The sequence below is a fragment of the Paraburkholderia madseniana genome, assembly GCF_009690905.1.
In the GTDB taxonomy this organism is placed as follows: Bacteria; Pseudomonadota; Gammaproteobacteria; order Burkholderiales; family Burkholderiaceae; genus Paraburkholderia; species Paraburkholderia madseniana.
Map to the genome: position 1 here is coordinate 25,247 of NZ_VOSW01000040.1, position 23,905 is coordinate 49,151.

The 23,905-nt window shown below is 62.6% G+C and carries 24 protein-coding genes; 11 read left to right on the forward strand and 13 right to left on the reverse strand.

Going from position 1 to position 23,905, the window contains the following annotated elements; translation table 11 throughout:
• Positions 1–196: 196 nt before the first annotated feature.
• The 4 genes from FSO04_RS21300 to FSO04_RS21320 all read left to right on the forward strand — a co-directional run bounded on the left by FSO04_RS21300 (position 197) and on the right by FSO04_RS21320 (position 4,346).
• Positions 197–550, forward strand: a complete 354-nt coding sequence (locus FSO04_RS21300) for a superantigen-like protein SSL4 (RefSeq protein ID WP_154562193.1) — start codon at positions 197–199, stop codon at positions 548–550.
• Positions 551–719: 169 nt separating this feature from the next.
• Positions 720–2,141: an HdeD family acid-resistance protein gene (locus FSO04_RS21305; RefSeq protein ID WP_166618225.1), complete on the forward strand. Its 1,422-nt coding sequence runs from the start codon at positions 720–722 to the stop codon at positions 2,139–2,141.
• Between the two features lie 369 nt (positions 2,142–2,510).
• Positions 2,511–3,428, forward strand: a complete 918-nt coding sequence (locus FSO04_RS21315) for a transglutaminase family protein (protein ID WP_154562197.1) — start codon at positions 2,511–2,513, stop codon at positions 3,426–3,428.
• Positions 3,429–3,542: 114 nt separating this feature from the next.
• The gene (locus FSO04_RS21320; RefSeq protein ID WP_154562199.1) at positions 3,543–4,346 is read left to right on the forward strand and encodes a transglutaminase-like domain-containing protein; all 804 of its coding nucleotides are present in this window, start codon (positions 3,543–3,545) and stop codon (positions 4,344–4,346) included.
• Positions 4,347–4,432: 86 nt separating this feature from the next.
• On the opposite strand, the gene FSO04_RS21325 is transcribed toward FSO04_RS21320, so the two are convergent.
• From FSO04_RS21325 to FSO04_RS21335, 3 genes are all read right to left on the reverse strand, one after another.
• Positions 4,433–5,641: an MFS transporter gene (locus tag FSO04_RS21325; RefSeq protein WP_168435773.1), complete on the reverse strand. Its 1,209-nt coding sequence runs from the start codon at positions 5,639–5,641 to the stop codon at positions 4,433–4,435.
• Positions 5,642–5,702: 61 nt separating this feature from the next.
• The gene (locus tag FSO04_RS21330; RefSeq protein WP_154562201.1) at positions 5,703–6,179 is read right to left on the reverse strand and encodes a VOC family protein; all 477 of its coding nucleotides are present in this window, start codon (positions 6,177–6,179) and stop codon (positions 5,703–5,705) included.
• A 149-nt stretch (positions 6,180–6,328) separates the two neighbouring features.
• The gene (locus FSO04_RS21335) at positions 6,329–7,981 is read right to left on the reverse strand and encodes an SH3 domain-containing C40 family peptidase (protein ID WP_154562203.1); all 1,653 of its coding nucleotides are present in this window, start codon (positions 7,979–7,981) and stop codon (positions 6,329–6,331) included.
• Between the two features lie 249 nt (positions 7,982–8,230).
• Between FSO04_RS21335 and FSO04_RS21340 the strand changes: the two genes are divergently transcribed.
• The 5 genes from FSO04_RS21340 (at position 8,231) to FSO04_RS21360 (ending at position 11,984) form a co-directional block, all read left to right on the forward strand.
• Positions 8,231–8,653, forward strand: a complete 423-nt coding sequence (locus FSO04_RS21340; protein WP_154562205.1) for a TOBE domain-containing protein — start codon at positions 8,231–8,233, stop codon at positions 8,651–8,653.
• Positions 8,654–8,830: 177 nt separating this feature from the next.
• The gene (locus tag FSO04_RS21345; protein ID WP_154562207.1) at positions 8,831–9,331 is read left to right on the forward strand and encodes a GAF domain-containing protein; all 501 of its coding nucleotides are present in this window, start codon (positions 8,831–8,833) and stop codon (positions 9,329–9,331) included.
• Between the two features lie 172 nt (positions 9,332–9,503).
• Positions 9,504–10,580 (forward strand): aromatic ring-hydroxylating oxygenase subunit alpha, encoded by a 1,077-nt coding sequence (locus tag FSO04_RS21350; RefSeq protein ID WP_154562209.1) that lies wholly within the window; start codon positions 9,504–9,506, stop codon positions 10,578–10,580.
• Between the two features lie 49 nt (positions 10,581–10,629).
• The gene (locus FSO04_RS21355) at positions 10,630–10,797 is read left to right on the forward strand and encodes a rubredoxin (RefSeq protein WP_093639504.1); all 168 of its coding nucleotides are present in this window, start codon (positions 10,630–10,632) and stop codon (positions 10,795–10,797) included.
• The gene (locus FSO04_RS21360; RefSeq protein WP_154562211.1) at positions 10,794–11,984 is read left to right on the forward strand and encodes an NAD(P)/FAD-dependent oxidoreductase; all 1,191 of its coding nucleotides are present in this window, start codon (positions 10,794–10,796) and stop codon (positions 11,982–11,984) included. The genes FSO04_RS21355 and FSO04_RS21360 overlap by 4 nt, the downstream gene beginning before the upstream one ends.
• Positions 11,985–12,144: 160 nt before the next feature.
• Here FSO04_RS21360 and FSO04_RS21365 read toward each other — a convergent pair whose 3' ends face one another.
• Positions 12,145–13,065 (reverse strand): LysR family transcriptional regulator, encoded by a 921-nt coding sequence (locus tag FSO04_RS21365; protein WP_154562213.1) that lies wholly within the window; start codon positions 13,063–13,065, stop codon positions 12,145–12,147.
• Positions 13,066–13,497: 432 nt separating this feature from the next.
• On the opposite strand from FSO04_RS21365, the gene FSO04_RS21370 reads away from it, so the two are divergent.
• Positions 13,498–15,207 carry a putative bifunctional diguanylate cyclase/phosphodiesterase gene (locus tag FSO04_RS21370; RefSeq protein WP_154562215.1) on the forward strand — a complete coding sequence of 570 codons (1,710 nt, stop codon included), beginning with the start codon at positions 13,498–13,500 and terminating at the stop codon, positions 15,205–15,207.
• A 151-nt stretch (positions 15,208–15,358) separates the two neighbouring features.
• On the opposite strand, the gene FSO04_RS21375 is transcribed toward FSO04_RS21370, so the two are convergent.
• The 3 genes from FSO04_RS21375 to FSO04_RS21385 form a co-directional block, all read right to left on the reverse strand.
• Entirely contained in the window at positions 15,359–15,868 is a 510-nt protein-coding gene (locus FSO04_RS21375) for a phasin family protein (RefSeq protein ID WP_154562217.1), read from the reverse strand.
• Between the two features lie 164 nt (positions 15,869–16,032).
• Complete coding sequence (locus FSO04_RS21380; protein WP_154562219.1) at positions 16,033–17,157, reverse strand: extracellular catalytic domain type 1 short-chain-length polyhydroxyalkanoate depolymerase; 1,125 nt, start codon at positions 17,155–17,157, stop codon at positions 16,033–16,035.
• Between the two features lie 106 nt (positions 17,158–17,263).
• Positions 17,264–17,689, reverse strand: coding sequence for a CopG family transcriptional regulator (locus FSO04_RS21385; RefSeq protein WP_154562221.1), 426 nt, complete (start codon positions 17,687–17,689; stop codon positions 17,264–17,266).
• 389 nt (positions 17,690–18,078) lie between these two features.
• On the opposite strand from FSO04_RS21385, the gene FSO04_RS21390 reads away from it, so the two are divergent.
• Positions 18,079–18,225: a hypothetical protein gene (locus FSO04_RS21390; protein WP_154562223.1), complete on the forward strand. Its 147-nt coding sequence runs from the start codon at positions 18,079–18,081 to the stop codon at positions 18,223–18,225.
• A 613-nt stretch (positions 18,226–18,838) separates the two neighbouring features.
• On the opposite strand, the gene rng is transcribed toward FSO04_RS21390, so the two are convergent.
• The 6 genes from rng to hemF form a co-directional block, all read right to left on the reverse strand.
• The gene (gene rng, locus FSO04_RS21395; protein ID WP_154562225.1) at positions 18,839–20,308 is read right to left on the reverse strand and encodes a ribonuclease G; all 1,470 of its coding nucleotides are present in this window, start codon (positions 20,306–20,308) and stop codon (positions 18,839–18,841) included.
• Positions 20,309–20,317: 9 nt separating this feature from the next.
• Positions 20,318–20,947 carry a Maf family protein gene (locus FSO04_RS21400; RefSeq protein ID WP_154562227.1) on the reverse strand — a complete coding sequence of 210 codons (630 nt, stop codon included), beginning with the start codon at positions 20,945–20,947 and terminating at the stop codon, positions 20,318–20,320.
• A gap of 211 nt (positions 20,948–21,158) precedes the next feature.
• The gene (rlmH, locus tag FSO04_RS21405; protein WP_093639533.1) at positions 21,159–21,629 is read right to left on the reverse strand and encodes a 23S rRNA (pseudouridine(1915)-N(3))-methyltransferase RlmH; all 471 of its coding nucleotides are present in this window, start codon (positions 21,627–21,629) and stop codon (positions 21,159–21,161) included.
• Positions 21,630–21,719: 90 nt separating this feature from the next.
• Positions 21,720–22,175 carry a ribosome silencing factor gene (gene rsfS, locus FSO04_RS21410; protein WP_154562229.1) on the reverse strand — a complete coding sequence of 152 codons (456 nt, stop codon included), beginning with the start codon at positions 22,173–22,175 and terminating at the stop codon, positions 21,720–21,722.
• A 4-nt stretch (positions 22,176–22,179) separates the two neighbouring features.
• Positions 22,180–22,932: a nicotinate-nucleotide adenylyltransferase gene (locus tag FSO04_RS21415; RefSeq protein ID WP_168435774.1), complete on the reverse strand. Its 753-nt coding sequence runs from the start codon at positions 22,930–22,932 to the stop codon at positions 22,180–22,182.
• 26 nt (positions 22,933–22,958) lie between these two features.
• A complete protein-coding gene (hemF, locus tag FSO04_RS21420) occupies positions 22,959–23,882 on the reverse strand; it encodes an oxygen-dependent coproporphyrinogen oxidase (RefSeq protein ID WP_154562231.1) in 924 nt (307 codons plus the stop codon).
• Between the last annotated feature and the right edge of the window lie 23 nt (positions 23,883–23,905).

Consider the following 23,905-nt stretch of genomic DNA (forward strand, 5'->3'; position numbering starts at 1 on the left):
CGTCGAGAATGCTTCGCGCCGGCGCTTATTAAGCCAGATTATGGTTATCTGAATCCGGCTTAATAAAATTTACCCTTCATGTCCCGGCCGTCACACTGTTTGTGCTGACGGTTCAAGCCGTCAGGAACCTTCCGATCCATTGACGCGCGCCACGCTTTCCATCATGCGAGTCGCGTCATCCTGACCAGGACTCGACATGAAAATCGCCCACTTGATGATCGCCCTCGGCCTTGCCTGTGCCGTCTCCGCCACCTCCACTGCCATGGCTGCCAACGCGACGTATCCTCCCGCGCCGCTGCCAGCGTACGCGCAGGACGAATTGCAGAAGGTGATCGACGCCGCAACGGGGCCGTTGCCCGCTGCACAGACTTCATCGACTGCGCCACAAAGCGCGGCAACCCCGCAAAGCCCCGCCGTGTTGCCGAACGGTCCTTATGCCACCCCGCGCATCTCGCCGCACGATGATGAACCGCATGCGGCCGCGAGTGCGAGCAAGCGCGGCGCACGTCCGTCGAAGGCGCATCGGCATGAGCGCCACAAGTACGTCTGAGGATCTTGCTGCGATCGTACGGTGTCGATGCACGATGCATTCGCGAAGCGGCGCTGCGTGAAAGCGTCATCACGCGCAGACCACCGCTACACCGAACCCGTTCGCGCCAGCGCCGTGAATATGGTTAAGATTGCGTTCAGAAAGGCGCATCGATCACGGAGGGCTTGCAATGGTTCGACTGGTTATGATCCTGCTGGGTGTCGATTACCTACGCGCGCGCTGGCGCTCGTTGCAGTTGATCGGCTGGGTGAGCCTCGTGCTCGGTGTGGTGGTGTTCATCGACGCGCTCGATAGCGCGCTCTATTTCCCGATTACGCCGTTTGCGCTGTTGCTGTTGCTCGAAGGGCTCGCTACGCTGACCGTCGCGTGGACTGGCATGGGCGGGCAACGCACGCTGCGCTATGTGAAGGGCATCGCATTCTGCTTTGCGGCGGCGCTGATTCTCGCCGGCCATCATCACGGCAACTTCATTCTGTCGATGATCTTCGGCACGCTCTTTCTCGCCGACGGTCTGCTGCAGATCGTTTCCGCGAAGGTCGTTCGTTATCGCACCTGGCGGCTCGCGATGATAGGTGGGGGTGTTGAAATCGCGCTGGCGGTTTTCTTCTATCAGCCTTATCCGACGCACTATGTGGGCACCGTGCCGTACTGTCTCGGCCTCGGTCTGATATTCGGCGGCTGGAACCTGATTCTGCTGAGTACACGCGTGCGGCGTCTCGCCTCGAATCCCGCAGTGGCGTCGGATGATGCAAGCGCGGATGCGGCCAACTCTGCGGCGAGTGCGGTCGCGCCCGGTCGGTTGAGCGCGGTGGAATGGGACGGCCCGCCCAGCGCCGATGAAGATGCGTTGACCGTGCACGTGTGGACGCCGGTCGGCTCGGCCAAGGGCGAGGCGCGGCGGCAGTTGATCGTCGATCGTTATATTGCGGCGGTGGATCGTAACGGCGTGATATCGACCGGGCATGCCGCGCTCGAATCGCCTGAAGGCATCTACATCAGCTTATATCCGGGCGTCGAGATCGATCGTTCACCCGACGATTTCGCGCGGCTTCTGCGCGCGACGCGCGAGAACGACGTGCCCGGTGTTTTTCAGCCCGACTACCCGACCGAATCGAAAGCGTGGTGTCCGTCCACGGTTCAGGTGCGCATACGCAATTACGATCCCGCGCGTCTGCGCCGTTTCTGGGACACCTATCGTCAGGACACGACCTACAACCTGACACACCGCAATTGCTCGAGCAGCGTATCGCGCGCGCTGGAAGCGGCGATCGAAGGCGCGTCGGCGCGGGTATGGGGCAACCTCGGCGGATGGCGGCCGTTTCTGCGGGTGATGACGACGCCGGAGTTGTGGGTGGCTGCGCAACTGCGCAAACGCGCCGCGACGATGGCGTGGACACCGGGCCTCACGCTCGACTATGCCCGCGCGCTCAGCATGCTCGCCGACCCGCGTCCGTCGGGTTGGGTGAAGATGGCGCGCCTCGCCGTGCGCAGAATGGTGCGTTCGCGGCAGGAGTGGCGCGAGGAAGAGCGTGGCGCGCCGGCTGCGCAGGAAGCCGGGCCCAGCCGCGCCGCCAGTACTGTGCGCGATTGAGGCGCTTGATGCGCTCGATGCTGGCGCGCCGCACGGGGCCTGCCCGACTTCGACGTCACTGTAGAAACAGTAGGCGTATCAAGCGCTTGCCGATTTTGCCGGGTAGTTATGCACAGATTTGCGAACAGATTCTGTTGATAACTTCCGCGAGCGCGCCACCTCCGGCCAAATGAGTGATTTCAACCAATATGGCGGGTGTATGCTCAAAGCGAAAGCTTGTCGATGACAGCACCTCACCACGCCGAACCTTGTTCGTGGCTCTTTCAGGATCAAACCGTGCCGGGCGCCCAGCGCCTGCTGCGGCAGCAGTTTTTACCAGCGTGAACGTGATGCTCAGGACGAATCCAGTTGCATCCATCGGCCTGTCAGATGACTGAGCCACAGCGTTTCACGGTGCGTCATGTCAGCGTCTACCGTTACTCGGAACCCGTGCGGTTCGGCGAACACCGGATGATGTTCCGCCCGCGCGCCAGCCACGATTTGCGCCTCGTCACGAGCCGCTTGGTGATTACGCCGACGCCGTCGCGGCTGCACTGGCTGCACGACGTGTTCGACAATTCCGTGGCGGTCGCGAGTTTCACGGGCAAGGCGAGCGAATTGCGCTTCGACAGCGAAGCGACGCTCGAACACTTCGAAACGCCCATGCCTGACTACGCGCTCGAGCCGTACGCGGTGAACTGGCCGTTCGCGTACACCAACGAGGAAGCGTCCGATCTCGTGAACGCACGCAGCCGCCAGTATCCCGACCGCGACGTCGACGAATGGGCACGGCGCTTCGTTCCCGTGCCGGGCAGCGGCGGGGTGAGCGGCGCGAGCGGCAAGAGCGGCACCGGCGGCACGATGGCGTTGCTGCGCGCGATGACACTCGACATAAAAAGCACGTTTTTCTATGTGCGCCGCACGGAGAAGGGCGTGCACCGTCCTGGCGACACCTTGCGCAACCGCAGCGGCAGTTGCCGCGATTTCGCCGTGCTGATGATGGATGCGGTGCGCTCGCTCGGCCTCGCGGCGCGCTTTGTGAGTGGCTATCTGTTCGTGCCCGACGTGCCCGAGCACGACGCGGTGCAAGGCGGCGGTGCGACGCATGCGTGGCTGCAAATCTATCTGCCGGGCGCCGGCTGGGTCGATTTCGATCCGACCAATAGCATCGTCGGCAATCGCCATCTGATTCGGGTGGCGGTGGCGTGGAACTACTACCAGGCGTTGCCGTTGTGGGGCACATGGCATGGCGCGCCGCATTCGTTTCGCGGTTTGCAGGTCGATGTGAGCGTGACCGAAGGAAAGTGAGGGGCGAGCCGGATGACTGGGCTTGCACAAATCGAACGTGTTAGCTGGGAGTGTCAACTCAGGTTGCTCACCGGGCGCGTCAACTGAATGTTTCAACTGGAAGAGGGCGTCGCGATGAAATTGCGCGTTGGCTACGAGCTGGTCTATGAGTGCGTGCAACCGACGCCGATGATGCTGATGTTGAACACGCACTATTCGCACGCGAAGGACGTGCTGAGTCCGGATTTGCTGGCGGTCAATCCGCCGGTGCCGATCAGCCAGTATCGCGACGGCTTCGGCAATCTGTGCAGCCGGATCGTGGCGCCACAGGGACTGATTGCGTTTTCGACAAGCGCGGTGCTCGAGGTGTCGTCCGAGCCTGAGCGGCGGCCGCCGCTGACCGAGCAGCATCCGGTAGAGGCGTTGCCTGACGATACGCTGGTGTTTCTGCTGGGCAGCCGGTATTGCGAAACTGATTTGCTATCCGAATTTGCGTGGCAGACGTTCGGCAAGATGCCGCTCGGGCGCGGGCGCGTGGATGCGATCTGCAACTACGTGCACGAGCACATTGTGTTTGGCTACGATTTCGCGCGGCCGACCAAGACCGCGTGGCAGGCGTGGCAGGAGAGGAAGGGCGTGTGCCGGGATTTCGCGCATCTGGCCGTGACGCTATGTCGGGCGATGAATATCCCCGCACGGTATTGCACGGGCTATATCAGCGATGTCGGCACGCCGCCGCCGTATGCGACGATGGATTTCGCCGCGTGGTTCGAAGCGTATGTGGGAGGCTGCTGGCAGACCTTCGATCCGCGGAACAATGTGCCGCGTACGGGGCGGGTTTTGATGGCGCGCGGGAGAGATGCCGCCGACGTCGCGATCAGCAATGCGTTTGGGGCGACGCAGTTAATGAAGTTCGATGTTGTCTGTGAGGCAATATAGGATTCATTCGCCTCCCGTGGCGGTTTTGTGCCGATGGCGCCGTGCGCAAAGCACGGGCAATTTCGGCCGACCAGGCGTGCGCGGCTTCATTCACCAAGCGCGAGCGCGCGCTTGCGTCGCAACAGCGCCGAGCCGAGCGACACCGCCACGCCGATGCAGCCCATCGCCACTGAAAGCGCCACGATCAGCAAGCCGGTCTGTGCGCGCGCCGAAAACACCCCGACCAGCAAACCGGCGAGTGGTTGCGTCATGTTGTTCAACAGGATCACCGCGCCGGTTGTCTTGCCGTAGTCCTCGGGCGGAATGATTTTCTGCCTTGCGCTGCGGATGTAGACATTGAACATCTTGTCGAAGCCGACAATCAGCAGGAAGCCGAGTGCATAGCCCCAGGGCGCCGCACTCGCGCCGGCGATCACGCCGCCGGCACAGATTGAAATGAACGCGACCCGGCCGAGTGTCTGCGCAGGCCAGGTGTTACGCGCGATCGTCAGGAGAATCAGCACCGTCGCCACGGCGCCTGCGGTTTGCAGGCCGGCATAGTAGCGGTTCGATTGCGCGTGAAAGCCGGTCACCATCGCAGCGGATGTCGCGAGCGTCACGCCGATCACCAGATTTTCGGCTGCGGCGAGCAGCACGACTTTTTTCAGGCCGGGCAGTACCAGCACATGGCGCAGCGCGATGCGCAGGGGCATCGTCCAGTGACCCGGCGCAGTGGGAGGTGGATCACCGGCGCGGAAACCGCTGGTGTGTTGCCACAGCATCAGCGCCGCATCGGCAAGCAGAAACAGCACGCCCGTTGCGCCGACCACCCACTCCCAGCGCCACAAGCCGAGCAGCAGTGCGGCCAGCATCGGGCCGAGTACGAAACCCAACTGGTCGGCCAACTGCGAGTAGGCGAGGACACGCTGGAATTGCTGAGTGCTGAAGATTTGCGGCAGCATCACTTCGCGAGCGACCAGCCCCTGGCTTGTGAGTACACCGCACAATGCCGACAGCGCGATCAACCAGCCGATGCCGCCAAACAGCACATACGCCAGCACGCCGCCGAAACACACCAGTGCTCGCACGGTCTGGCTCACGCGCATCAGCTTGAGCGGCGAGATCCGGTCGCACAAGGCGCCGAAGAAGGGAAAGACCAGGTAACGCGGCAGGGTTTCGATAAAAAACGCGAGACCTGACCACGAGACCTGGTGCGTCGTCTGAAACACGACGAGTGGAACGAGGAACAGCAGGACCTGATCGGCGAGACGCGCGACAAACAGCGAGCAGAAGAAAGCCTGATGGTTGACGCGCACCGTTCATGTCCCGCCGTTTATGGGTCGAGACCGATCCTATCAAAGATCGAAGGGCCGCGGCTTATTGCGCGCCGCACCCCGCGCCTTGCATGCCTTCCTGAATCTGTTCCGGGGTCAGGTCGCGCTTGTGCGTGGCGAGCGACCAACTGTGGCCGAACGGGTCCTTCAACTGGCCGTAGCGGTCGCCCCAGAACATGTCGGCAAGCGGCATGGCGACGGTCGCGCCGGCCTCGACGGCCTGCTTGAAACTGGCGTCGACGTCTTCCACGTAGTAATGAATCGTGACCGGCGTGCCTTTCAGCGCGTTCGGGCCCAGTGCGTTGTGGTCGGGCCATTCGTCGGTCAGCATCAGCGTGGAGTCGCCGATCTTCAGGCTGGCGTGCATCACTTTGCCGCCCGGCCCGGGCAGGCGGTATTCCTCGACGGCGTTGAAAGCCTTGGTGTAGAACGCGATGGCTTCCGCGGCGTTGGCGCAAATCAGATACGGGGTAAGCGAGTGCATCCCGTCCGGGATCGGTTTGACAGCGGCGCTGGACATGACGGCGACTCCTTGAAGTAACAGGTTCGTGAGTTGAAAGACCGGCTGCGTGAGCCAGGCCTTCAACGTTACGACGAGCGCAGCACCGTTGAATCGACACTCCGGGAAAAATATTTTTTAAGCACGCCCGTGCGGTGCGATACGGTGCCTCAGCCGGCTGGATTGTCGTCGTCCGGTGGCGCGGCGGGTGTGGAAGGGGTCGCCGGCGTCGCCGCGCCACCGCCCGGCGCGCCGAGGATGCTGATCTGGAACGTCGGGGTCGCCGCAAGCGATTGCAAGGTCGCATCTTCCGGGATGTGCTCGAACAGCGGCAGGATCACCGAGCCGCCGATCACCGCGCGCCGGCTATTGTCGGCCGGACGCAAGCCCCACACATCCTGGTAGACCACCGGCACCGCGCTGCCGTTGCGGGTCGTGTTGCCGATGTACAGCATCACATGGCCGCCAATGTAGATCAGCGTGCGCAACGGTTCACCGTGCTGAGCGAGGTAGTCGAGCCGTTGTGCCGGCGTCGACGCGGACAGATCGATCATGCGTCCGGCGCGCATCTGCGTCGACGAATGGCGCGGCAGCCACACGCCGAACGCCGCGAAGATGCTTTGCAGCTCCGACGAACAGTCGTTGTAGAGGCCGCTATTGCCCCAGCCGTACGGCCGACCGATCAGCGTTTTCATCAACATCGCCAGATGCCGCGGGGTGGCGGCGAGCGGCATCGGGGCAATCTGGGCATCGCTCAGTTGGGCGGTGCGGATGACCGCGTGGCCGTCCACATCGCGGGCCGGGACGAAGAGTTTGCGGGAGGCGGGGGCGTCGGTGGCTTCGCTCGCGGGTTGATTTGCATGTGGTGCGGGCCGCGTCGCGTGGTCCGGGGCGAGCGGCAGCAGCGTGCCGGCGGGCGCGTCGAAGCGGAACACGCCGCGGCTGTCGCGCACCGGCGCCGAAGCGACTATTACGGCGCCCAGCGACTTCGCGGTGGCGGCGCGCCACGTGTCGACGAAGGTGTCGTCAGTCAGGCCGACGCCTTCGCTGCGCACCCAGCCTTGCACGTCGGGCGTCTGCACATAGCGCCACGCGCCGTCGATGCTGCTGCCCAGCACATACAGCGGCGTGCCTGGACGTACTGCGGAGATCTGCAGGTTGTCGAAAGGATAGCCTTCGCCGGCAAGGCGGTGATCGTAGAACGACGGGTCCATGGTCGGCAGTTCGCGCACCATCAGGTTGCTGGTGGCGATCGCGCGGCGCTCGGGCTGGTAGGCGGCCGCCTGCGTGAACTGGCCGACGTTCATGTTTTGCGCGATCGCTTCGATCCACGCCTTGTCGTGCGGCCGGAAATTCTCGCCATAGCCGAGCGCCGCGCCGCTCTTGCCGGTGTTGTCGAACTTGTCGATGCGGCGCTGCTGCAGCGCGACAATGTCCGCGCCTTGCTGGCGATAGACGCGCATCGCCACGTAAGCGGAATTCCATGGAGACGGCGCGGTCGTGCCGGTGCCGAAATAGCGCGCGTAGAGAGCGCTGAAGTGCGCCTGCTGATCCGCCGGGTTCAGGAACGGCCGGTCGTAGCCGGGGCTGTCCGGTTCTAGCCAGTGATCGACGTTCTGGTCGTAATTGGCGATCGGGAACAGTGCGACCGTGTCGACGCTCGCGTGAGCGTCGCGGGTCGGCGACGGATTGCTGCAGGCGGCGAAGGTAGCGGCGGCTGCGAGGGCGGCGCATAGCGTGGCGGCACGGCGGGCGTGCGGCAATCGGGCGGCCACGCGAGTGACCAAGCGTGCGGCAAAGCGGGGCAGGACGGCGACAGGCATGGAGTTCGACGGTGATGGTCCAAGGGCACGATGATACGGTGTCGCGCGACGGGCGGGGCATTGTGCGTTTGCGGCGCCATGAGTGTATTTACCCAACGTTTATGTGGTTTCATTGAGGTTCGAATCGTCAATAGCGCCTGTGCCATACCGCACTTCACGCGCAAGCGGCCGTCCAGGCCGGGCGTTTCTTTATACTCGACACATCGCCTCGAAGCGTCTTTCACGAGGCTCCACAACCAGGAGAACAACATGCAAACCAGCGCACGCAATCAATTCGCCGGCGAAGTCGCCGAAGTCAAACACGGTGCCGTGAACGACGAAGTCACGTTGCGCACCCAGGACGGTCTTGAGATCGTCGCGATCATCACGCACGGCAGCGCGACGTCGCTCGGCCTCGCTGCCGGCAAGAAGGCCTTTGCGCTGGTCAAGGCGTCGTCGGTGATCGTGATGGTCGACGTGGCGAAGAGCCAGGTGTCGGCACGCAATTGCATCGCCGGTACCGTGTCGGCGGTGACCAAGGGCGCGGTGAATTCGGAAGTGACCATCAGCGCGGGCGGCGCGCAGATCGCTGCGATCATCACCAATGAAAGCGTCGACCGCCTCGGCCTCGCGAGCGGCAAAGCGGCGACGGCGATCTTCAAGGCATCGAGCGTGATCATCGGCGTCGAATAACGATCGATGCATGGCGTTGTTCGCAGGCTTGGCGTCTGGACAACGCTGTCAGGTCGCACGTAGATCGAACGGAAAGAGGGCAGCATGCGCAGCGCGGCGTGCCGTGAAGGAAACGGCGGCTTGATTTAAACTGCACGCCTCGCTGTTCCTCTTTCCGCTTTCATTACGGACGCCGTCATGTTCGAAGTCTCCTCCGCCTCGCATCTCCCCAAGGCCGCGCAATACGAAGAACTGGTCGCCCAGGCGCGCGCGCTGCTCGCCGACGAAACCGACTGGATCGCCAACGCGGCGAATTTCTCCGCGTTCGTGTTCCATTCCCTGAGCGATCTGAACTGGGCCGGTTTCTACTTTCACGACGGCCGCGAACTGGTGGTCGGGCCCTTCCAGGGCAAGCCCGCCTGCGTGCGCATTGCGCTCGGCAAGGGCGTGTGCGGTACGGCAGCCCAAACCCGTCAGACGCAAGTGGTGCGCGACGTGCATGAATTCCCCGGTCATATCGCCTGCGATTCGGCGTCGCAATCGGAAATCGTCGTGCCGCTGGTGGCACCGGACGGCACGCTGATCGGCGTGTGGGATGTCGACAGCCCGGTCGTCGCGCGCTTCGATGAAGAAGACGCGAAGGGCATGGAAGCGCTGTGCGCGGTGTTTATCGAAGCCGCGCTGCCGCGCGCATCCTAGGCGTTTCAGGCAGAGCTGATCCAGTGGTGCGGTGGCACCCTATGCCTTTTCATACATAGACTAGATGCATTTCAGGGGATGGGTCGGCGGACCTCGTCCCGCTATCGTTCTCTCCACGCGCTCAAGAAAACACATGAGCGCGACGAACCCCCACCAGGTTTTGGAGACATGCATGAGTTCCGCCACCGCTACTGCCACCGCCGCCACCACCAGGCCGCTGACATTCCAACGTTCCCCCGCTTTACCCCGCAATTGCACCTTCGATAGCCACGACTGGGAGATTCTCAGCCGCTACTGGCATCCGGTGGCGTTCGCCGCCGACGTGACCGACAAACCCATCAGCGTGACGCTGCTCGACGAGCCTCTGGTCGTATTCCGCTCGAACGGCCAACTGGTGAGCGCGCGCGATATCTGTCCACATCGCGGCGCGCCGCTCAGCCAGGGATGGGTCGATAACGGCAATATCGTGTGCCCGTATCACGGCCTCGCGTACGGCAACGACGGCAAGTGCAAGCACATTCCGTCGCAAACGGACGGCCCGATTCCCGAGCGCTTGCATCTCGTCACGTATGCGACGCAGGAAGCTTACGGCCTCGTGTGGGTCTCGCTGGGTGGCGGCACCGAAGCATTGCCTACATTTCCCAACTGGGACGATCCCGACTTCCAGCAGATCCTGCCGCCCTCGATCGACATCAACGCTTCGGCGGGACGTCAGACCGAAGGCTTCATCGACGTCGCGCATTTCGCGTGGATTCACCACGACAGTTTTGCCGACCGGCATAACCCGGTGGTGCCGCAGTATTCGGTCGAACGGCGTGAGCGCGGCATGCACGCGGAGTACGTAAGCACGGTCAGCAACTTCCCGAAATCGATGCAGCATCGCGCGCCTGAGGGTTATCTGTGGCACCGCTTCTTCGACGTGGATGTGCCGTTCTTTGCGCGCCTGACCGTGCACTTTCCCGAAAATGGCCGCCTGTCGATCCTGAATGCCGCGAGCCCGGTGTCCGCGCGCAAGACGCGTCTGTTCGTTCCGATCGTGCGCAACTTTGACAAGGATTTGCCGCTCGAGGACGTCTACGCGTTCAACCGTCAGGTGTTCGAAGAAGATCGTGCGATCGTCGAACAGCAGCGCCCGGAAGATCTGCCGATCGACCGCGCGGCGGAAGCACCGATTCTCGCCGACCGTTCGTCGGGTGCCTACCGTCGGGCGTTGGCCGAGATCGGCCTTGGCCAGGCCTATGTGCGCTAGTTCGCGGTGCGCGTTCGTGATGGGTGATTGGTGATTCGGGAGAGAAGTCATGAAAGTATGGGAATGCGTGATCTGCGGCTTTCGCTATGACGAAGCACTAGGTCTGCCGGAAGCGGGCATTGCGCCGGGCACGCGTTGGGAAGATGTACCGGACGACTGGTTGTGCCCGGACTGCGCGACCGGCAAGCACGACTTTGAAATGCAGGTGATCGCATGACGGCCGCTCAGCATGAGGACAAAGGACAGCCGGTGGTGATCGTCGGCACGGGCATGGCGGGCTATACGGTTGCGCGTGAATTGCGCAAGCTCGATAGCACGGTGCCGATCGTGATGATCAGCCGCGACGACGGCAGCTTCTATTCGAAGCCGATGTTGTCGAATGCACTGGCGATGAAGAAAGAGCCGCAGGCGTTGGCGAGTTTCGACGCCATGGCGATGGCGGCGCAACTGGGCGCGTGGATTCGTGTCAATCAGCGTGTGGAGCGCATTTTGCCGGCCGAGCACACGCTGGTGGTCGACAATGCGTTGCTCGGCTACAGCAAGCTGGTGCTGGCCACGGGCGCGGACCCACGGCGCCTGAAGGTGGCGGGTGATGGCGCGGCCGATGTGATGTCGATCAACGACCTCGGCGATTACGCGCGCTTCAGGTTGGCGCTCACGCGTTGCCGCTCGGTGGCGATTCTGGGCGCGGGTCTGATCGGCTGCGAGTTTGCCAACGATCTGGCAGCCGCCGGTTATGCGGTCAGTCTGATCGATCCGGCTTCGACGCCGCTGGCGCGCTTGCTCCCGCAAGACGTGGGCGAGATTTTCGCCCGCGCGCTTGACGATGGCGGCATCCGTTTTCATCCTGGCCGCAGTGTGGATCGGATCGACCGCCTGTCGGACGGTTACCGGCTGACGTTCGCCGAAGGCGAGCCGATCGTCGCGGATCTGGTCGTGTCGGCGGTCGGCCTCGTGCCGCGTACGGCGTTGGCCGCTGCTGCGGGTCTTGAGATCGATCAGGGCATTCGAACCGATGCGTGGTGCCGCACCAGTGCACCGGATATCTACGCACTCGGCGACTGTGCCGCGATCGACGGCAAAGTGCAGCCGTATGTCCTGCCGATCATGCACGCCGCACGAGCGCTCGCTCGCACCCTGGCCGGGCAGCCGACCCGCGTCGCCTTCCCGGTGATGCCGATTACCGTGAAGACGCCCGCGAGTCCCGCCGTCGTCGTGGCGCCCGAGGGCGAGGGCGCATGGTCGATCGAAACCGCCGGCGACGCTGCGAAACACGCGGCGCGCGCCGTGTGCCGGCATGCCACCAGCGAGCGTCCGTTGGGCTTCGCCTTGCTCGGCGCGGCGATCGAGGGCAAGGCCGCCTTGATCAAGGCCATGACAGAGGGGCCATTAGCGACTAGCTAACCCATAACAATCTTCCGTCTGACCGACCTCACTTTGTGATCGCTCGGTGTTTTAAGGGCCTGTCACCTGCAACACATCCGATGATCGCATTCGCGCCGCAAGCTCTGCCTGCGGCGTTTTTTTTATCTGCTTGAAAGAAGTGCGTGCCGACGGCGAACGCTTAGGAAACCAGATCTTTCGCGACGTTGGCGATCAGCCTGCGCAGCCAGATCGCGGCGACGCTGCGATGCGTGCGGTCGTGCCAGAGTTGATAGTAGGTGAGCGCCTGCGGCTCGCCGGGAATCGGCTCGATACGCAGCGGCAGCATCTTGGTGTAGTGCGTGGCGAGCGCACGCGTGGTGGTGAACAGCAGATTGGAACGCGCTAAAACGTAGGGCGCCATGCCGAAGTAGGGCAGAGTCGTAGTGACGGTGCGCGACAGGCCATTGCGCGCGAGTTCGACATCGACCGTGCCCCACGACGTCGTGTTGTACGTCATCACCGCCAGATGTTCCGCCTCTTCGTAGACGGGCTTGCTAAGCCGCCCCGGCTTGACGGGGTGACCGTTGCGCATCAGACACACCAGTTCGTCCTTGCACAGCGGCTGCAAATGTAGATGCTCCGGTGGCGTGCTCCAGTTGCCGATCACCAGATCGAGAAAGCCGCTTTCCAGGCCGTGTTCGTAGCCGCCGTCCACCATCATCAGATGCCTGAACTCGAGCTTCGCACCGGGCGCTTCGCGATGAAACGCATCGACCACGGCGGGGACGAAGAACGCATCGAGATAATCCGGCGAGCCGATCCGAAAGGTCTGGCTGGTGGTGGCCGGATTGAACGACGTGGTGGGATGCAGAATGGCCGCGATATTGTTCAGCGCCTGCGCCGTGGGTTCGATCAGCGTGAGCGCGTGCGCGGTGAGAACCATCCGGCTGCCGCTGCGCACCAGCAGCGGATCGCCGGTCATGTCGCGCAGTTTGCGCAGCGCCACGCTGACGGTCGGCTGCGATTGTCCGAGCAACGTTGCGGTGCGCGACACGCTCGATTCGGTCAGAAGCGTGTGCAGCACCTTGAGAAGGTGCGAATCGATGACTTCCTTGGACATGAAAAGCGGGACCCTGTTTCGTGCGGATCCATGCAGTGGGGCAGCGGTTTTTTATCTAAGGATCGCGAGCGAAATATATCGATGGATATAGCGGTCGTCAATCCGGCGAAGCCCTGTGCGAAGGCGTCGAAGGCCGGTGTACGTTGAGTCATGGGACGCGGGGTATCCCGGTAATAGCGAGCGCTTTATGATGTGCTCGATGACGGGCATGCGGCTGCCGGAATCGGGGAATACACCGAGGGAAACGATTGCGGCGAGGAACGTGCGGCCGGTGCGGTGGACCCGGCCAGGAAAGCCGCTATCATACGAACGTTACCCGGCGGATCGGACCGAAACCGCCGGGTTTGCCGGTTGCGCCGTGCGCGTCAGGAAGAAAGCTCACCCGCTTTCCTCATTCGCTTTTAACACCCAGGAAAATCAAAGGCCGGCGCGATGCAAGCTCACCCCTACGCCGAAGCGCGCACACGCGACGCCGCGCTTGCGGCGGCGCCCTACGGCATGTTCATCTGCACGGCCGACGGCACGTTCGACTCCGTCAACGCAGCTCTCGAGAAGCTGACCGGCTTTACCGCCGAAGAATTGATCGGCCGGCGCACCTTTGAGTCCTTGCACGACCCGGCCGAACTCGCGAGGCGGCGCGCCGAATTGCCGCCGCTGTCGGCGCTAGGCTCGCGCTATGAAGGTGAATGGACCTACATGCGGCGCAACGGCACCCCAATTCGCGTGGTGTTCGCGCTGGCGCCGCTCGCCGCCGAGCCGGCACATCCTGGCGGTGTAACCACGGGGCCCGCCCGCTATGTCGGCATTGCCATCGACATGACGCGCTACGCGCAGTCCGAGGCACGCCTGTGGTACGTCTCGCATCACGACGGCGTGACCCGTCTGCCCAATCAGACACTTTTCACCGAACGCCTCGAGTTGACGATTGCGCGCTGTCAGCGCAGCGGCAGTGGTTTTACCGTGTTGATCGCCGAACTCGATCATTTGCGCAAGCTGCGCGATGCGCTCGGTTTGCATGCGGCCGAACTGGTGTTGCAGATCGTCGGCGAACGGCTGCGCGGTCTGTTCCCCCACGACGGTACGATCGCCTCGATCGGTGGCACGCAATTCGCGCTGCTGATCAATGAAACCGGCGCGGCGGCCGATGCTTTTGCGGCTGAGGCACTGGGCCGCATCGCCGAATCGATCGACTACGCGGGCACCGCGCTGAACATCACGGCGAGTATCGGCGTCGTCGCCTATCCTGCGGACGGCGCCGATGCACCGACACTGATGCGTCGCGCGGGCGTGGCGTTGTCGGCGGCATCGGCTGTCAACGGCAATGCGGTGCGGCGTTTTTCCACCGCGCTCGAAGGTCAGGCGGCGCGCCGCTTCGAACTGGAGACGATGCTGCGCGAAGCGCTCGAGCGTCAGCAACTGCATCTCGTGTATCAGCCGCAGGTGACGCTTTCCAATGGCCGCATCGCGCAAGTGGAGACGCTGCTGCGCTGGAATCATCCGCAGCGTGGGTTGATCAGTCCGGTCGAGTTCGTGCCGATCGCTGAAGAGTCGGGCCTGATCGAGCAGATCGGCGAGTGGGTGATCCGTACCGCGTGCCGCGACGCCGGCAAATTGCTGCGGCTCACCGGCACCTTGCCACGGGTTGCGGTGAACGTGTCCCCGCAGCAGTTCCAGCGGCACAATCTGTTCGAGACGATCCGCGAGGCGCTCGAAGATGCCGCGCTCGACCCTTCGTACCTTGAATTGGAAATCACCGAGGGCGTGCTGCTGGGCGACACCGAACAGGCATTGCAGACGCTGCATGCGTTGCGCGAATTGGGCGTTGAAGTCGCGGTGGATGACTTTGGCACCGGCTATTCGAGTCTCGCTTATCTCACGCGCTTTCCGCTGAATCGCCTGAAAATCGATCGCTCGTTTGTGATGCGCATGAGTACCGATCCGCAGTGCGCGGCGCTCGTCGGCGCCATTATCGCCATGGCCCATGCGTTGAAGCTGCGGGTGACGGCCGAAGGTGTGGAGACGGCCGAACAGGCCGCGCAACTGGAAGCGCTCGGCTGTGACGAGGCACAAGGATTCTGGTTCTCGCGACCCATCACCGTCGCGGCGTTGGGCAATTTGCTGAAGCCGTTGGGCACCGGTTGACGTCGGCAATTCCGCTGCCAACTTGAAGTCGCCATCCCGCAGGCGCCGCAGCGCGTCGTACTTCGCGCAAGACGCGTGTCGCCAAAGCTACCCGGACAAGAGAAAGGGGCCGATTGGCCCCTTTTCGTCTGCTCGCGTTACGACGTGAGACTTATTTTGCTGCGTCGTCTGCGGTGGTGATCGCTGTGCCGGCCATACCGGACGCACGCTTGATGCTGTCCTGCACCACATTGCTCGAATGAATCATCGAAGCCATCACGGATTGCATTGCCCCGAATGCGCTATCCGAGCTGAACGGCGTGGTTTGGCCGAAGCCCGAACCGAGTTGCGCCACATTAGCGCCGAACTCTTCGCGCAGTGATTCACCTGCCTTGGTCAACGCTGCGGTGAATTGCGCGTCAATTTCCTTGACGTGCTGCGCGTACGACAAGGTGCGTTGAACCAGTTGCTGCTGCAAATCGGACACGCCGGCGAACGGCGCGGTGTTGAACTGGCCGGCCGACAATGCGCTCTTGCTTTCGGTGACGGTTGCCTTCAGTGCCGCGAGATTGAGCTCGCCGAGCTTTTGCAGACACGCCAGCCCATCGAGCTGCAGGTCGGTGAAGATGTTGAAAGTGCGTTGGCCGAAGGCGGCGCTATGTTCGATCGCGGGGCTGTGCATAAGTGATCTCCAAAGTGACCCGGGGCAGGCGCCCAAAGGATTTCGGAGGCCAGGTCTCACGCGAGACGGCAGGTCGACGCGGCACAGTGGTTTTGCTGCGCTGCAACATGAGCCACTTTATACCTTTGCGGCAGGATGTACAGCGTTTTCGTCAAAATGATTCGTCAGTTGAATGGAGCTTTATGTGCGCCTGACGCGCGCGGATGGGCGAGGAAGAAGCGCAGCATTTCGGCCGTCGCATCGGGGCCGGATGGGTCCGTGTACGTGCCGCGCTGACTGCCGCCTGCCCATGCGTGGCCCGCGCCTCGGATCGACCAGTACTCCGCTTCGACACCATTTGCCGCGACGAGTCGTTGCACCGTGCAGCCTCGCTGACCGCTCGCTGTGCCTGCGGTGTGCGACAGCGGGCTGAGTGTCGTGACGCCGGCGTCGAAGCCCGCTACGAGCGCAGTAGCGTTCGAAGGATGCACCGTCGTGTCCGCATCGCCATGAAACACGATGAGCGGGCGTTGCGGTTCGACGTGCGAGTGGCTGCGATGCGCTTTGCCGCCTTTCATCGCGGCGAGCGCCGAAGGCAGACCTTTCGCGCTTCCGTAGGCGAGGCCGGAATGCACGCAGGCCGCGGCGTACAGGTCGGGCGAGGTTTTCAGCATGACGTCCGCCATGGCGCCACCTGCCGACAGACCCGCCACATACACCCGCGCCGGATCGACGCGATAACGCGCCATCACCTCACGCGTGATGCCGGCGATCAACGATGGTTCGCCCTGATCGCGCTGCTGGTCGGCAGGCTTGAACCAGTTCCAGCAAGTCGAAGGATTGGCTGCTTGCGATTGATTCGGATACACGACGATGAAGCCATTACGCTCGGCCATTTCGTTCATGCGCGTGCCGGCCGCGAAGTCGTCGGCGTTTTGCGTGCAGCCGTGCAGCATCACGATTAGCGGCAACGGTTTGCTCTTGTAGACGGCTGGTACGTAGAGCTTGTATTGGCGTTGGCCCGCGCTATTGCTGAAGGTGTGGGTGCTGAAGGTGCCGGGGGTGTCAGCGTCGAAAGTGCGCTCGGCAGGGGCGTGCGGCGTGGTGTTGGCGTGAGATTGCGCCTGTGTCCACGCTTGTGCCCATTCGTTGGCACTCTGCGGCATGGGCGGCGTTTGCGCATTGCCTGCTTTGGCCTTGCTGCCTGCGAGTGCGCGCTGGACTGCAGCGGTCGCTTCCTTCGGCCCCTTGGTGCGTAGCAGGTCGAAGGCTTCTTTCATCGACTTCAGGAAATCTTCATTCATTTTCATGAGTGTGAGTTACTGCGTTGACTTGCATTGCGCGTGACGGGGTCAGGCGATGAGTTTCACGGCCTTCAGCATGGCTTCAAACAAAAATCAGCCATGCCGGGCGCGCCTACCTGATGCGTCCGGCGAGCGCCGCCTTGACCGCTGGCGACGCGTGAAATGCGCCGAGCACCGCCACCGATGCGATCGTGGCCGCCGCGAGTTCCGGCGGCACATCGGCTGCGATGCTGGCGAGGCCGAGCACGTGAATGTCCAGTCGTTCATTTGCGGCTTGAGCGGCTTCGAGGTCCTGCTTCGAGAAGTGTTGCAGGCCGAGCACCAGCGCGCGCCGGGTCACCGTTTCCGTGACGACCTGCGCGTGTACGGCTAGCTGGTTGCGAATCGCCGTACGGATCAGGTCGGTGCGGTTCGAGTAAAAGCCTTCTTCGACGAGCAGGTCGATCTGGCCCAGGTCGATTGGGCCGAGATTGATGGTGATCTTTTCGGTCTCGCCGCCTTTGGGGCGGGAGGTGTCGACGAGTTTGAGGTTGGCCATTTCTATTCCGTTCGGCGTTCGCTCGGCATCCATATGCCATCCAAATAACATCCAATGGGATGGTTATACGCGCCTGGTCCGAACGGCGTCAATGAGGAAATTGAGGGCCGGGAGACGCTCGCGGAGCGATGACATTGCTGACGACAATGCCTATGGCTCTCCCGGCGACGATTACCGTTTGCGCAACTGCGTTCTATCGATTGCGTTGGCCTAAGAAGCTGCGCCTTGAGCCGGTTCGACACTGAGGCGCGAGGCCGGTCATGGACGCACATGATGGGCTATACGACGACGAGCCTAGCGCCTGGAGGCGGATTGGAGGCATTGATCTGGCCGCCGCGCGGTATAGTGGGTGAAACGAAACGTGTCGGGGGTTCCCCCAGGGAATCAAGATGAGCACGCTCTTTTACTACGTGAGCGCCGCGATGGTCGGCGGCGGTTTTGGAACAAGCGGAATATTCGGCCAGGTGTTTCTTTGGAGTGGGCTCATTCTGATTGCTGCGTCATTCGCGTTCAAGGACGGTGACGGACAGGGGTGAACCGGATTCGTCGAATGGCTCGACACTGCCATTGCAGCAACGTTTGCCTTGACGTTGCACTCGCCATTTACGCGAGTGACCGGCATTGATACCGGGGAATTCAATAGTTGGTAGAAGTCACGGCAGAAGTCTCGGAGTCATGTCTGGCCGCCGCGGCTGTTCGTGACAATCGGACCGTCACCGCTGTTGGCTGTTCCTGCAATGTAGGAGAATTGAGGGATCATCGCCTAACATATAAGCATGGTCGCAACCTGATAGGGAGGCCGCCATGTCTGATTTAACGTTGGCTATTTTGATTGGGATTATCGCTGCTATATGTGGCGCCGGGATATGGGCCGCATCCAGCAACCAGGAGCGGCTAACCCATTGGTTCAAAGAGCATCATCTTAGTGACTTGATTCACCATAAGCATTGATGCAGCGACGGCAGAACGGCAAAACCCCGCCGGAGCGGGGCTCAAATCTCAAAGCGATCGATTTGGCGCACGGCGCCGTCAAGCGTGCGCCTTGGCGCGCCGCGCCTCTTGCGCCGGCCACGCGCTTGCGCCGCTATATCGCAAATTTCAGGGTTTCGAACTCGGTCAACCGGTCATTGATGCAGAGAATTTGATGATTTACATCAAGACTATATCGTACTGCTCCTGGCTCAAATTCGACTCCACCTGCAACGACACCGGCTTGCCGATGAAATCGATCAGCATCGCCAGATGCTGCGATTCTTCCTCAAGGAAAAGATCGATCACCTGCTGCGACGCCACCACGCGAAACTCGCGCGGATTGAACTGCCGCGACTCGCGCAGAATCTCGCGCAGCACGTCGTAGCACACCGTGCGTGACGTCTTGACCTGTCCCTTGCCCTGACAAACCGGGCAGGGCTCGCACAGCACATGCGCCAACGATTCACGCGTACGTTTGCGCGTCATCTCCACGAGTCCAAGCTGCGAGAAACCATTCACGGTCACGCGCGTGCGATCGCGCGACAACGCCTTCTTCAACTCACCAAGCACCTGATCGCGATGCTCGACGTTCTCCATATCGATGAAGTCGATGATGATCACGCCGCCCAGATTACGCAGCCGCAATTGCCGCGCGATGGTGTGTGCGGCTTCGAGGTTGGTCTTGAAGATCGTATCGTCGAAGTTGCGCGCGCCGACGTAGCCGCCGGTGTTCACGTCGATGGTGGTCATCGCTTCGGTCTGGTCGATCACCAGATAGCCGCCCGATTTCAGATCGACCCGGCGTGACAATGCGCGCTGGATTTCCGCCTCGATGTTGTACAGATCGAAGAGCGGCCGCTCGCCGGTGTAGTGATGCAGCTTCGACGACACCGCCGGCGTGAACTCCGCCGCGAAGTCGGCGAGCATCTGATAGGTCTCGCGTGAGTCGACCTGAATGCGCGAGGTCTCGTCGTTGACGAAATCGCGCAGCACACGTTGTGCGAGATTCAGATCCTGATACAGCAGGCTGGTCGGCGGCATGCGCTGACCTTGCGAGATGATGGTCGCCCACGTCTTGCGCAGATATGCGACGTCGCCGGCCAATTCTTCGCTGGTTGCGTCTTCAGCGATGGTGCGGACGATGTAGCCGCCTTTTTCATCGGCAGGCAGCACGGCGGTCAGACGCGCGCGCACGGCCTCGCGTTCGGCTTCGCTCTCGATCTTCTGCGAGATGCCGATGTGCGGCTCCTGCGGCAGATACACGAGCGTGCGCCCGGCGATACTCACTTGCGTGGACAGCCTCGCGCCCTTGGTGCCGATCGGATCTTTCACGACCTGCACCATCAGTGTCTGACCTTCGAAGACGATTTTCTCGATGGGCTGATGCGGCGTTTGATGCTGCGGTTCGCCCGCAATGCGCGGATGCCAGATATCCGCTACGTGGAGAAACGCGGCGCGTTCCAGGCCGATGTCGATGAAGGCGGATTGCATACCCGGCAACACGCGGACGACTTTGCCGAGATAGACATTGCCGACGCGTCCTCGCGACAGCGTTCGTTCGACGTGAAGTTCCTGGACGGCGCCTTGCTGGACGAGCGCGACGCGCGTTTCCTGCGGCGTGACATTGATCAGGATTTCTTCATTCATGGTGTTATTTTAGAAGTCGATGCGCGCTGCACGCAGGAGGGCAGCGGTTTCAAAAAGCGGCAAACCCATGATACCTGAATAGGACCCGTCGATATGCTCGATAAACTCCGCGGCGCGTCCCTGTACGCCATACGCGCCTGCCTTGCCGAGCGGCTCGCCGCTTGCAGCGTAGCGGCGCACGGCGTCCGCTTGCAGTGCAGCAAAACGCACCTTCGATACCGATAGTGCGGCCGGCAGCAACGTGCCTTCCGCGTCGACCACCGCGATGGCCGTCAGCACTTCGTGATCGCGGCCCGCGAGGCGCGTGAGCATTGCGACGGCATCGTCGGTGTCGACGGGCTTGCCGAGGATCGCGTCGTCGATCGTGACGGTTGTGTCGGCAACCAGGATCGGCCGTGCCGCATGGCCGCCTGCCACGAGACGCGCGCGCGCTGCGTGCGCTTTCGCGATGCACACGCGCTGCACGTAGTCGCGCGCCCGCTCGCCGGGTAGCTCGACTTCGAGCGCTTCGGCATCTTCATCGGGACGCGGCAGGAGCAATTCGAAACGCACGCCGAGTTGTTGCAACAACTCCTGACGGCGCGGACTCTGAGAAGCGAGGTAAACGAACGGATGCAGCGAATCGGCGGACGTTGGCATGAACAGGTCTCGATGAGGCGGGTTGCGTCAATGCGCAAGGCGCGCGCGATGAGCGTGTCAGTCAATCGACGAAGAACGAGCCTAAGGACACGATGAAAAGCACGTCGATCAACGTATCGATAAACGCGCCTGAAAATGCGTCCACAAGGCGCGTCAATCAGCGCAGCCAACAGGACCAGCAAACGCGCGATCCGTCAGCCGCCTCGTTCGCTCACACGCGGTGATAGGGGTGATTTTGCGTGATGGTCCACGCGCGGTAAAGCTGTTCGGCGAGCAGCACGCGGACCATGGCGTGCGGCAGCGTCAGGCTGGAGACACGCAGCAGCATATCGGCGCGTGCTTTCAGATCGGGATCGAGCCCATCGGCGCCGCCGATCAGAAACGCCACGTCGCGGCCGTCCTGCTGCCAGCCGGGCAGGGCGCCGGCGAGTTGCATCGTGGTCCAATCCTTGCCGCGTTCATCGAGCGCGACGATGCGCGCGTTCTTCGGCAACGCGGCTTCGATTTTCTGCCGCTCGGCCGCCATCACGCTTTCGGCCGGACGCCCTGACGAACGCTGCTCGGGCTTGATTTCGCGCAGCTCGATGCGCAGCTCGGGCGGCATGCGCTTCGCGTATTCGTCGAAGCCGGTGGCGATCCAGTCGGGCATCTTGTGGCCGACGGCGAGAATGTGCAGTTTCATGACGGGTGGAATCGACGACGCAATCGCTGCAATCGCGCACGCATGCTCTGACTTTGCGTCGCGGACTTCAGCGGTTTGCCAGCCACGTACTTACTTGCGGCGTACCGCCGCCTTGCGTGCAGGCTTTTTGACAGCCGGCGCTTCGTCTTCTTCGTCCTCGTCGTCGGGTTCGCTCGAGCGCGCGCCGCCGAACGGATCCGGCGTGGACAGCTTGATGCGCACCGGCTTGTCGCCCCAAATTTCTTCGAGGTTGTAGTACTGGCGCAGCGCCGGTTGCAGGATGTGCACGATCGCGTCGCCGCAATCGACCAGCACCCATTCGCCGACGTCGTCACCTTCGGTGCTGATGACGTCGCCGCCGTTTTCCTTGACGCTCTCGCGCACGCTCGAAGCGAGCGCCTTGGTCTGGCGGTTCGAGGTGCCGGAGGCGACGATCACGCGATCGAACAGCGCGGTCAGGTGGCTGGTGTTGAACACCTTGATGTCTTGCGCTTTGACGTCTTCGAGAGCGTCGACGATCACGCGTTGCAGTTTGCGAATATCCATGGGGTTACCGGTGGTACAGATGATGTTGAAGAATATAGTCCCACACCGCAGTGGGGACATGGCTTGCGGCCCGGGCCTGGCTCCTGTCTTGCGGTTCGCCGCCCGCGAGGGCAAGCCGCTGGGTCACCTGCTCGCGCAGATGCGCGCGAATGTCGGTGGCCGAGACGTTGAACGCAAGCGTCGTATCGATCAGCAAGTGGCCGCAGGGGGTGGCTTGCAGAACGTCGGCGCGGGCACGGCGCGCGTCGATTTCTTTAGCGACCACGGGCGGAATCGATGCGAGGTCGAAACCGGGGCGCGTGGCCGCGCAGATGTGAGCAAACTCGAACAGGCGCCGCCAGTCGCGCCATGTGTCGAGATGCACCAGTTGATCCGCGCCGATCAGAAGCGCAATCGACGCATTCGGACCTTCGCGTTCACGCCATAACTGCAGCGTGTTGATCGTGTAGGTTGGACCGTCGTGTTCGATCTCGTCGGTCGCCACCCGCACGGTCACGCCCGGCAGCACCAACGCAGTGGCGGCGGCACGGGTCATGGCCAGTCTGTGAACAGCCGCTGACACGTCCGTTTTCTGCCACGGCTGGCCGGCCGGCAGCAACACCAGCTCGGTCAGCTTCAGCACGTCGGCGAAACGCCGCGCGAGCGCGAGGTGGCCGTCGTGGATCGGATCGAAAGTGCCGCCGAGCAGTCCAATCCGGCGAGGCAGGGCGACAGGATGAGCGTTCGGCTTCAGGTGAAGATCCTTTGTCGTGGTCACGTGGTGTGCGGTGCGGGCTTAAAGCCTCACACCCACTCGCGCGGCACGAGAAAATCGCTGTAAAGGCGCGCTTCCGGCGTGCCCGGTTCGGGCTGCCAGTTGTAGCGCCAGTTCGCCACAGGCGGCATCGACATCAGTATCGATTCGGTGCGTCCGCCGCTCTGCAGCCCAAACAGTGTGCCACGGTCGAAGACCAGATTGAACTCGACGTAGCGGCCGCGCCGGTATGCCTGGAAGTCCCGCTCGGCTTCGCCGTACGGAATGTTGCGGCGCTTTTCGATGATCGGCATGTACGCTTTGAGGAATCCTTCGCCGACGCTTTTCAGCATCGCGAACGATTGATCGAAGCCCGGCGCCGAGAAATCGTCGAAGAAAATCCCGCCGATGCCACGCGGTTCATTGCGGTGCTTGAGGAAGAAGTACTCGTCGCACCAACGCTTGAAACTCGGGTAGAGGTCCGCGCCATAAGGCTGCAGCGCGTCGCGGCACACCCGGTGGAAATGCTGCGCGTCTTCCTCGTAGCCGTAGTACGGCGTCAGATCCATGCCGCCGCCGAACCAGAACACCGGCTCTTCGCCGGCCTTGGTCGCGATCAGCAGACGCACGTTCATATGCACGGTCGGGCAGTGCGGATTGTGCGGGTGCAGCACGAGCGAAACGCCCATGGCTTCGAAACCACGGCCGGCCAGTTGCGGACGCGCGGCGCTCGCCGAACCCGGCAACGCGTCGCCTGCTACGTCCGAAAAGCCGATGCCGGCCCGCTCGAAGAAGTTGCCGCCTTCCAGAATCCGTGTGTAGCCGCCGCCGCGCAGCTTTTCGCCGGGGGCGCGCTGCCATGCGTCGGTCGCGAACGGCTTACCGTCGAACGCGCCGAGCGTGTCCGCGATGTGCGTTTGCAGGCCTTGCAGCCAGCTGCGCACGGCCTGTGCGTCATAGCTCGAATCGGTCATGAATGCAGATGCTGAGGGCGGCA

Excerpts from the sequence above, each read along its gene's own strand:
- FSO04_RS21350 (WP_154562209.1), top strand. The coding sequence starts at position 9,504 with ATGAGTTCCGCCACCGCTACTGCCACCGCCGCCACCACCAGGCCGCTG.
- FSO04_RS21390 (WP_154562223.1), top strand. The coding sequence starts at position 18,079 with ATGAGCACGCTCTTTTACTACGTGAGCGCCGCGATGGTCGGCGGCGGT.
- FSO04_RS21330 (WP_154562201.1), bottom strand. The coding sequence starts at position 6,179 with ATGTCCAGCGCCGCTGTCAAACCGATCCCGGACGGGATGCACTCGCTT.
- FSO04_RS21355 (WP_093639504.1), top strand. The coding sequence starts at position 10,630 with ATGAAAGTATGGGAATGCGTGATCTGCGGCTTTCGCTATGACGAAGCA.
- rsfS (WP_154562229.1), bottom strand. The coding sequence starts at position 22,175 with ATGGATATTCGCAAACTGCAACGCGTGATCGTCGACGCTCTCGAAGAC.
- FSO04_RS21370 (WP_154562215.1), top strand. The coding sequence starts at position 13,498 with ATGCAAGCTCACCCCTACGCCGAAGCGCGCACACGCGACGCCGCGCTT.
- FSO04_RS21345 (WP_154562207.1), top strand. The coding sequence starts at position 8,831 with ATGTTCGAAGTCTCCTCCGCCTCGCATCTCCCCAAGGCCGCGCAATAC.
- rng (WP_154562225.1), bottom strand. The coding sequence starts at position 20,308 with ATGAATGAAGAAATCCTGATCAATGTCACGCCGCAGGAAACGCGCGTC.
- rlmH (WP_093639533.1), bottom strand. The coding sequence starts at position 21,629 with ATGAAACTGCACATTCTCGCCGTCGGCCACAAGATGCCCGACTGGATC.
- FSO04_RS21300 (WP_154562193.1), top strand. The coding sequence starts at position 197 with ATGAAAATCGCCCACTTGATGATCGCCCTCGGCCTTGCCTGTGCCGTC.
- FSO04_RS21340 (WP_154562205.1), top strand. The coding sequence starts at position 8,231 with ATGCAAACCAGCGCACGCAATCAATTCGCCGGCGAAGTCGCCGAAGTC.
- FSO04_RS21305 (WP_166618225.1), top strand. The coding sequence starts at position 720 with ATGGTTCGACTGGTTATGATCCTGCTGGGTGTCGATTACCTACGCGCG.
- FSO04_RS21360 (WP_154562211.1), top strand. The coding sequence starts at position 10,794 with ATGACGGCCGCTCAGCATGAGGACAAAGGACAGCCGGTGGTGATCGTC.
- FSO04_RS21400 (WP_154562227.1), bottom strand. The coding sequence starts at position 20,947 with ATGCCAACGTCCGCCGATTCGCTGCATCCGTTCGTTTACCTCGCTTCT.
- FSO04_RS21385 (WP_154562221.1), bottom strand. The coding sequence starts at position 17,689 with ATGGCCAACCTCAAACTCGTCGACACCTCCCGCCCCAAAGGCGGCGAG.
- FSO04_RS21365 (WP_154562213.1), bottom strand. The coding sequence starts at position 13,065 with ATGTCCAAGGAAGTCATCGATTCGCACCTTCTCAAGGTGCTGCACACG.
- FSO04_RS21375 (WP_154562217.1), bottom strand. The coding sequence starts at position 15,868 with ATGCACAGCCCCGCGATCGAACATAGCGCCGCCTTCGGCCAACGCACT.
- FSO04_RS21315 (WP_154562197.1), top strand. The coding sequence starts at position 2,511 with ATGACTGAGCCACAGCGTTTCACGGTGCGTCATGTCAGCGTCTACCGT.
- FSO04_RS21335 (WP_154562203.1), bottom strand. The coding sequence starts at position 7,981 with ATGCCTGTCGCCGTCCTGCCCCGCTTTGCCGCACGCTTGGTCACTCGC.
- hemF (WP_154562231.1), bottom strand. The coding sequence starts at position 23,882 with ATGACCGATTCGAGCTATGACGCACAGGCCGTGCGCAGCTGGCTGCAA.
- FSO04_RS21320 (WP_154562199.1), top strand. The coding sequence starts at position 3,543 with ATGAAATTGCGCGTTGGCTACGAGCTGGTCTATGAGTGCGTGCAACCG.
- FSO04_RS21380 (WP_154562219.1), bottom strand. The coding sequence starts at position 17,157 with ATGAAAATGAATGAAGATTTCCTGAAGTCGATGAAAGAAGCCTTCGAC.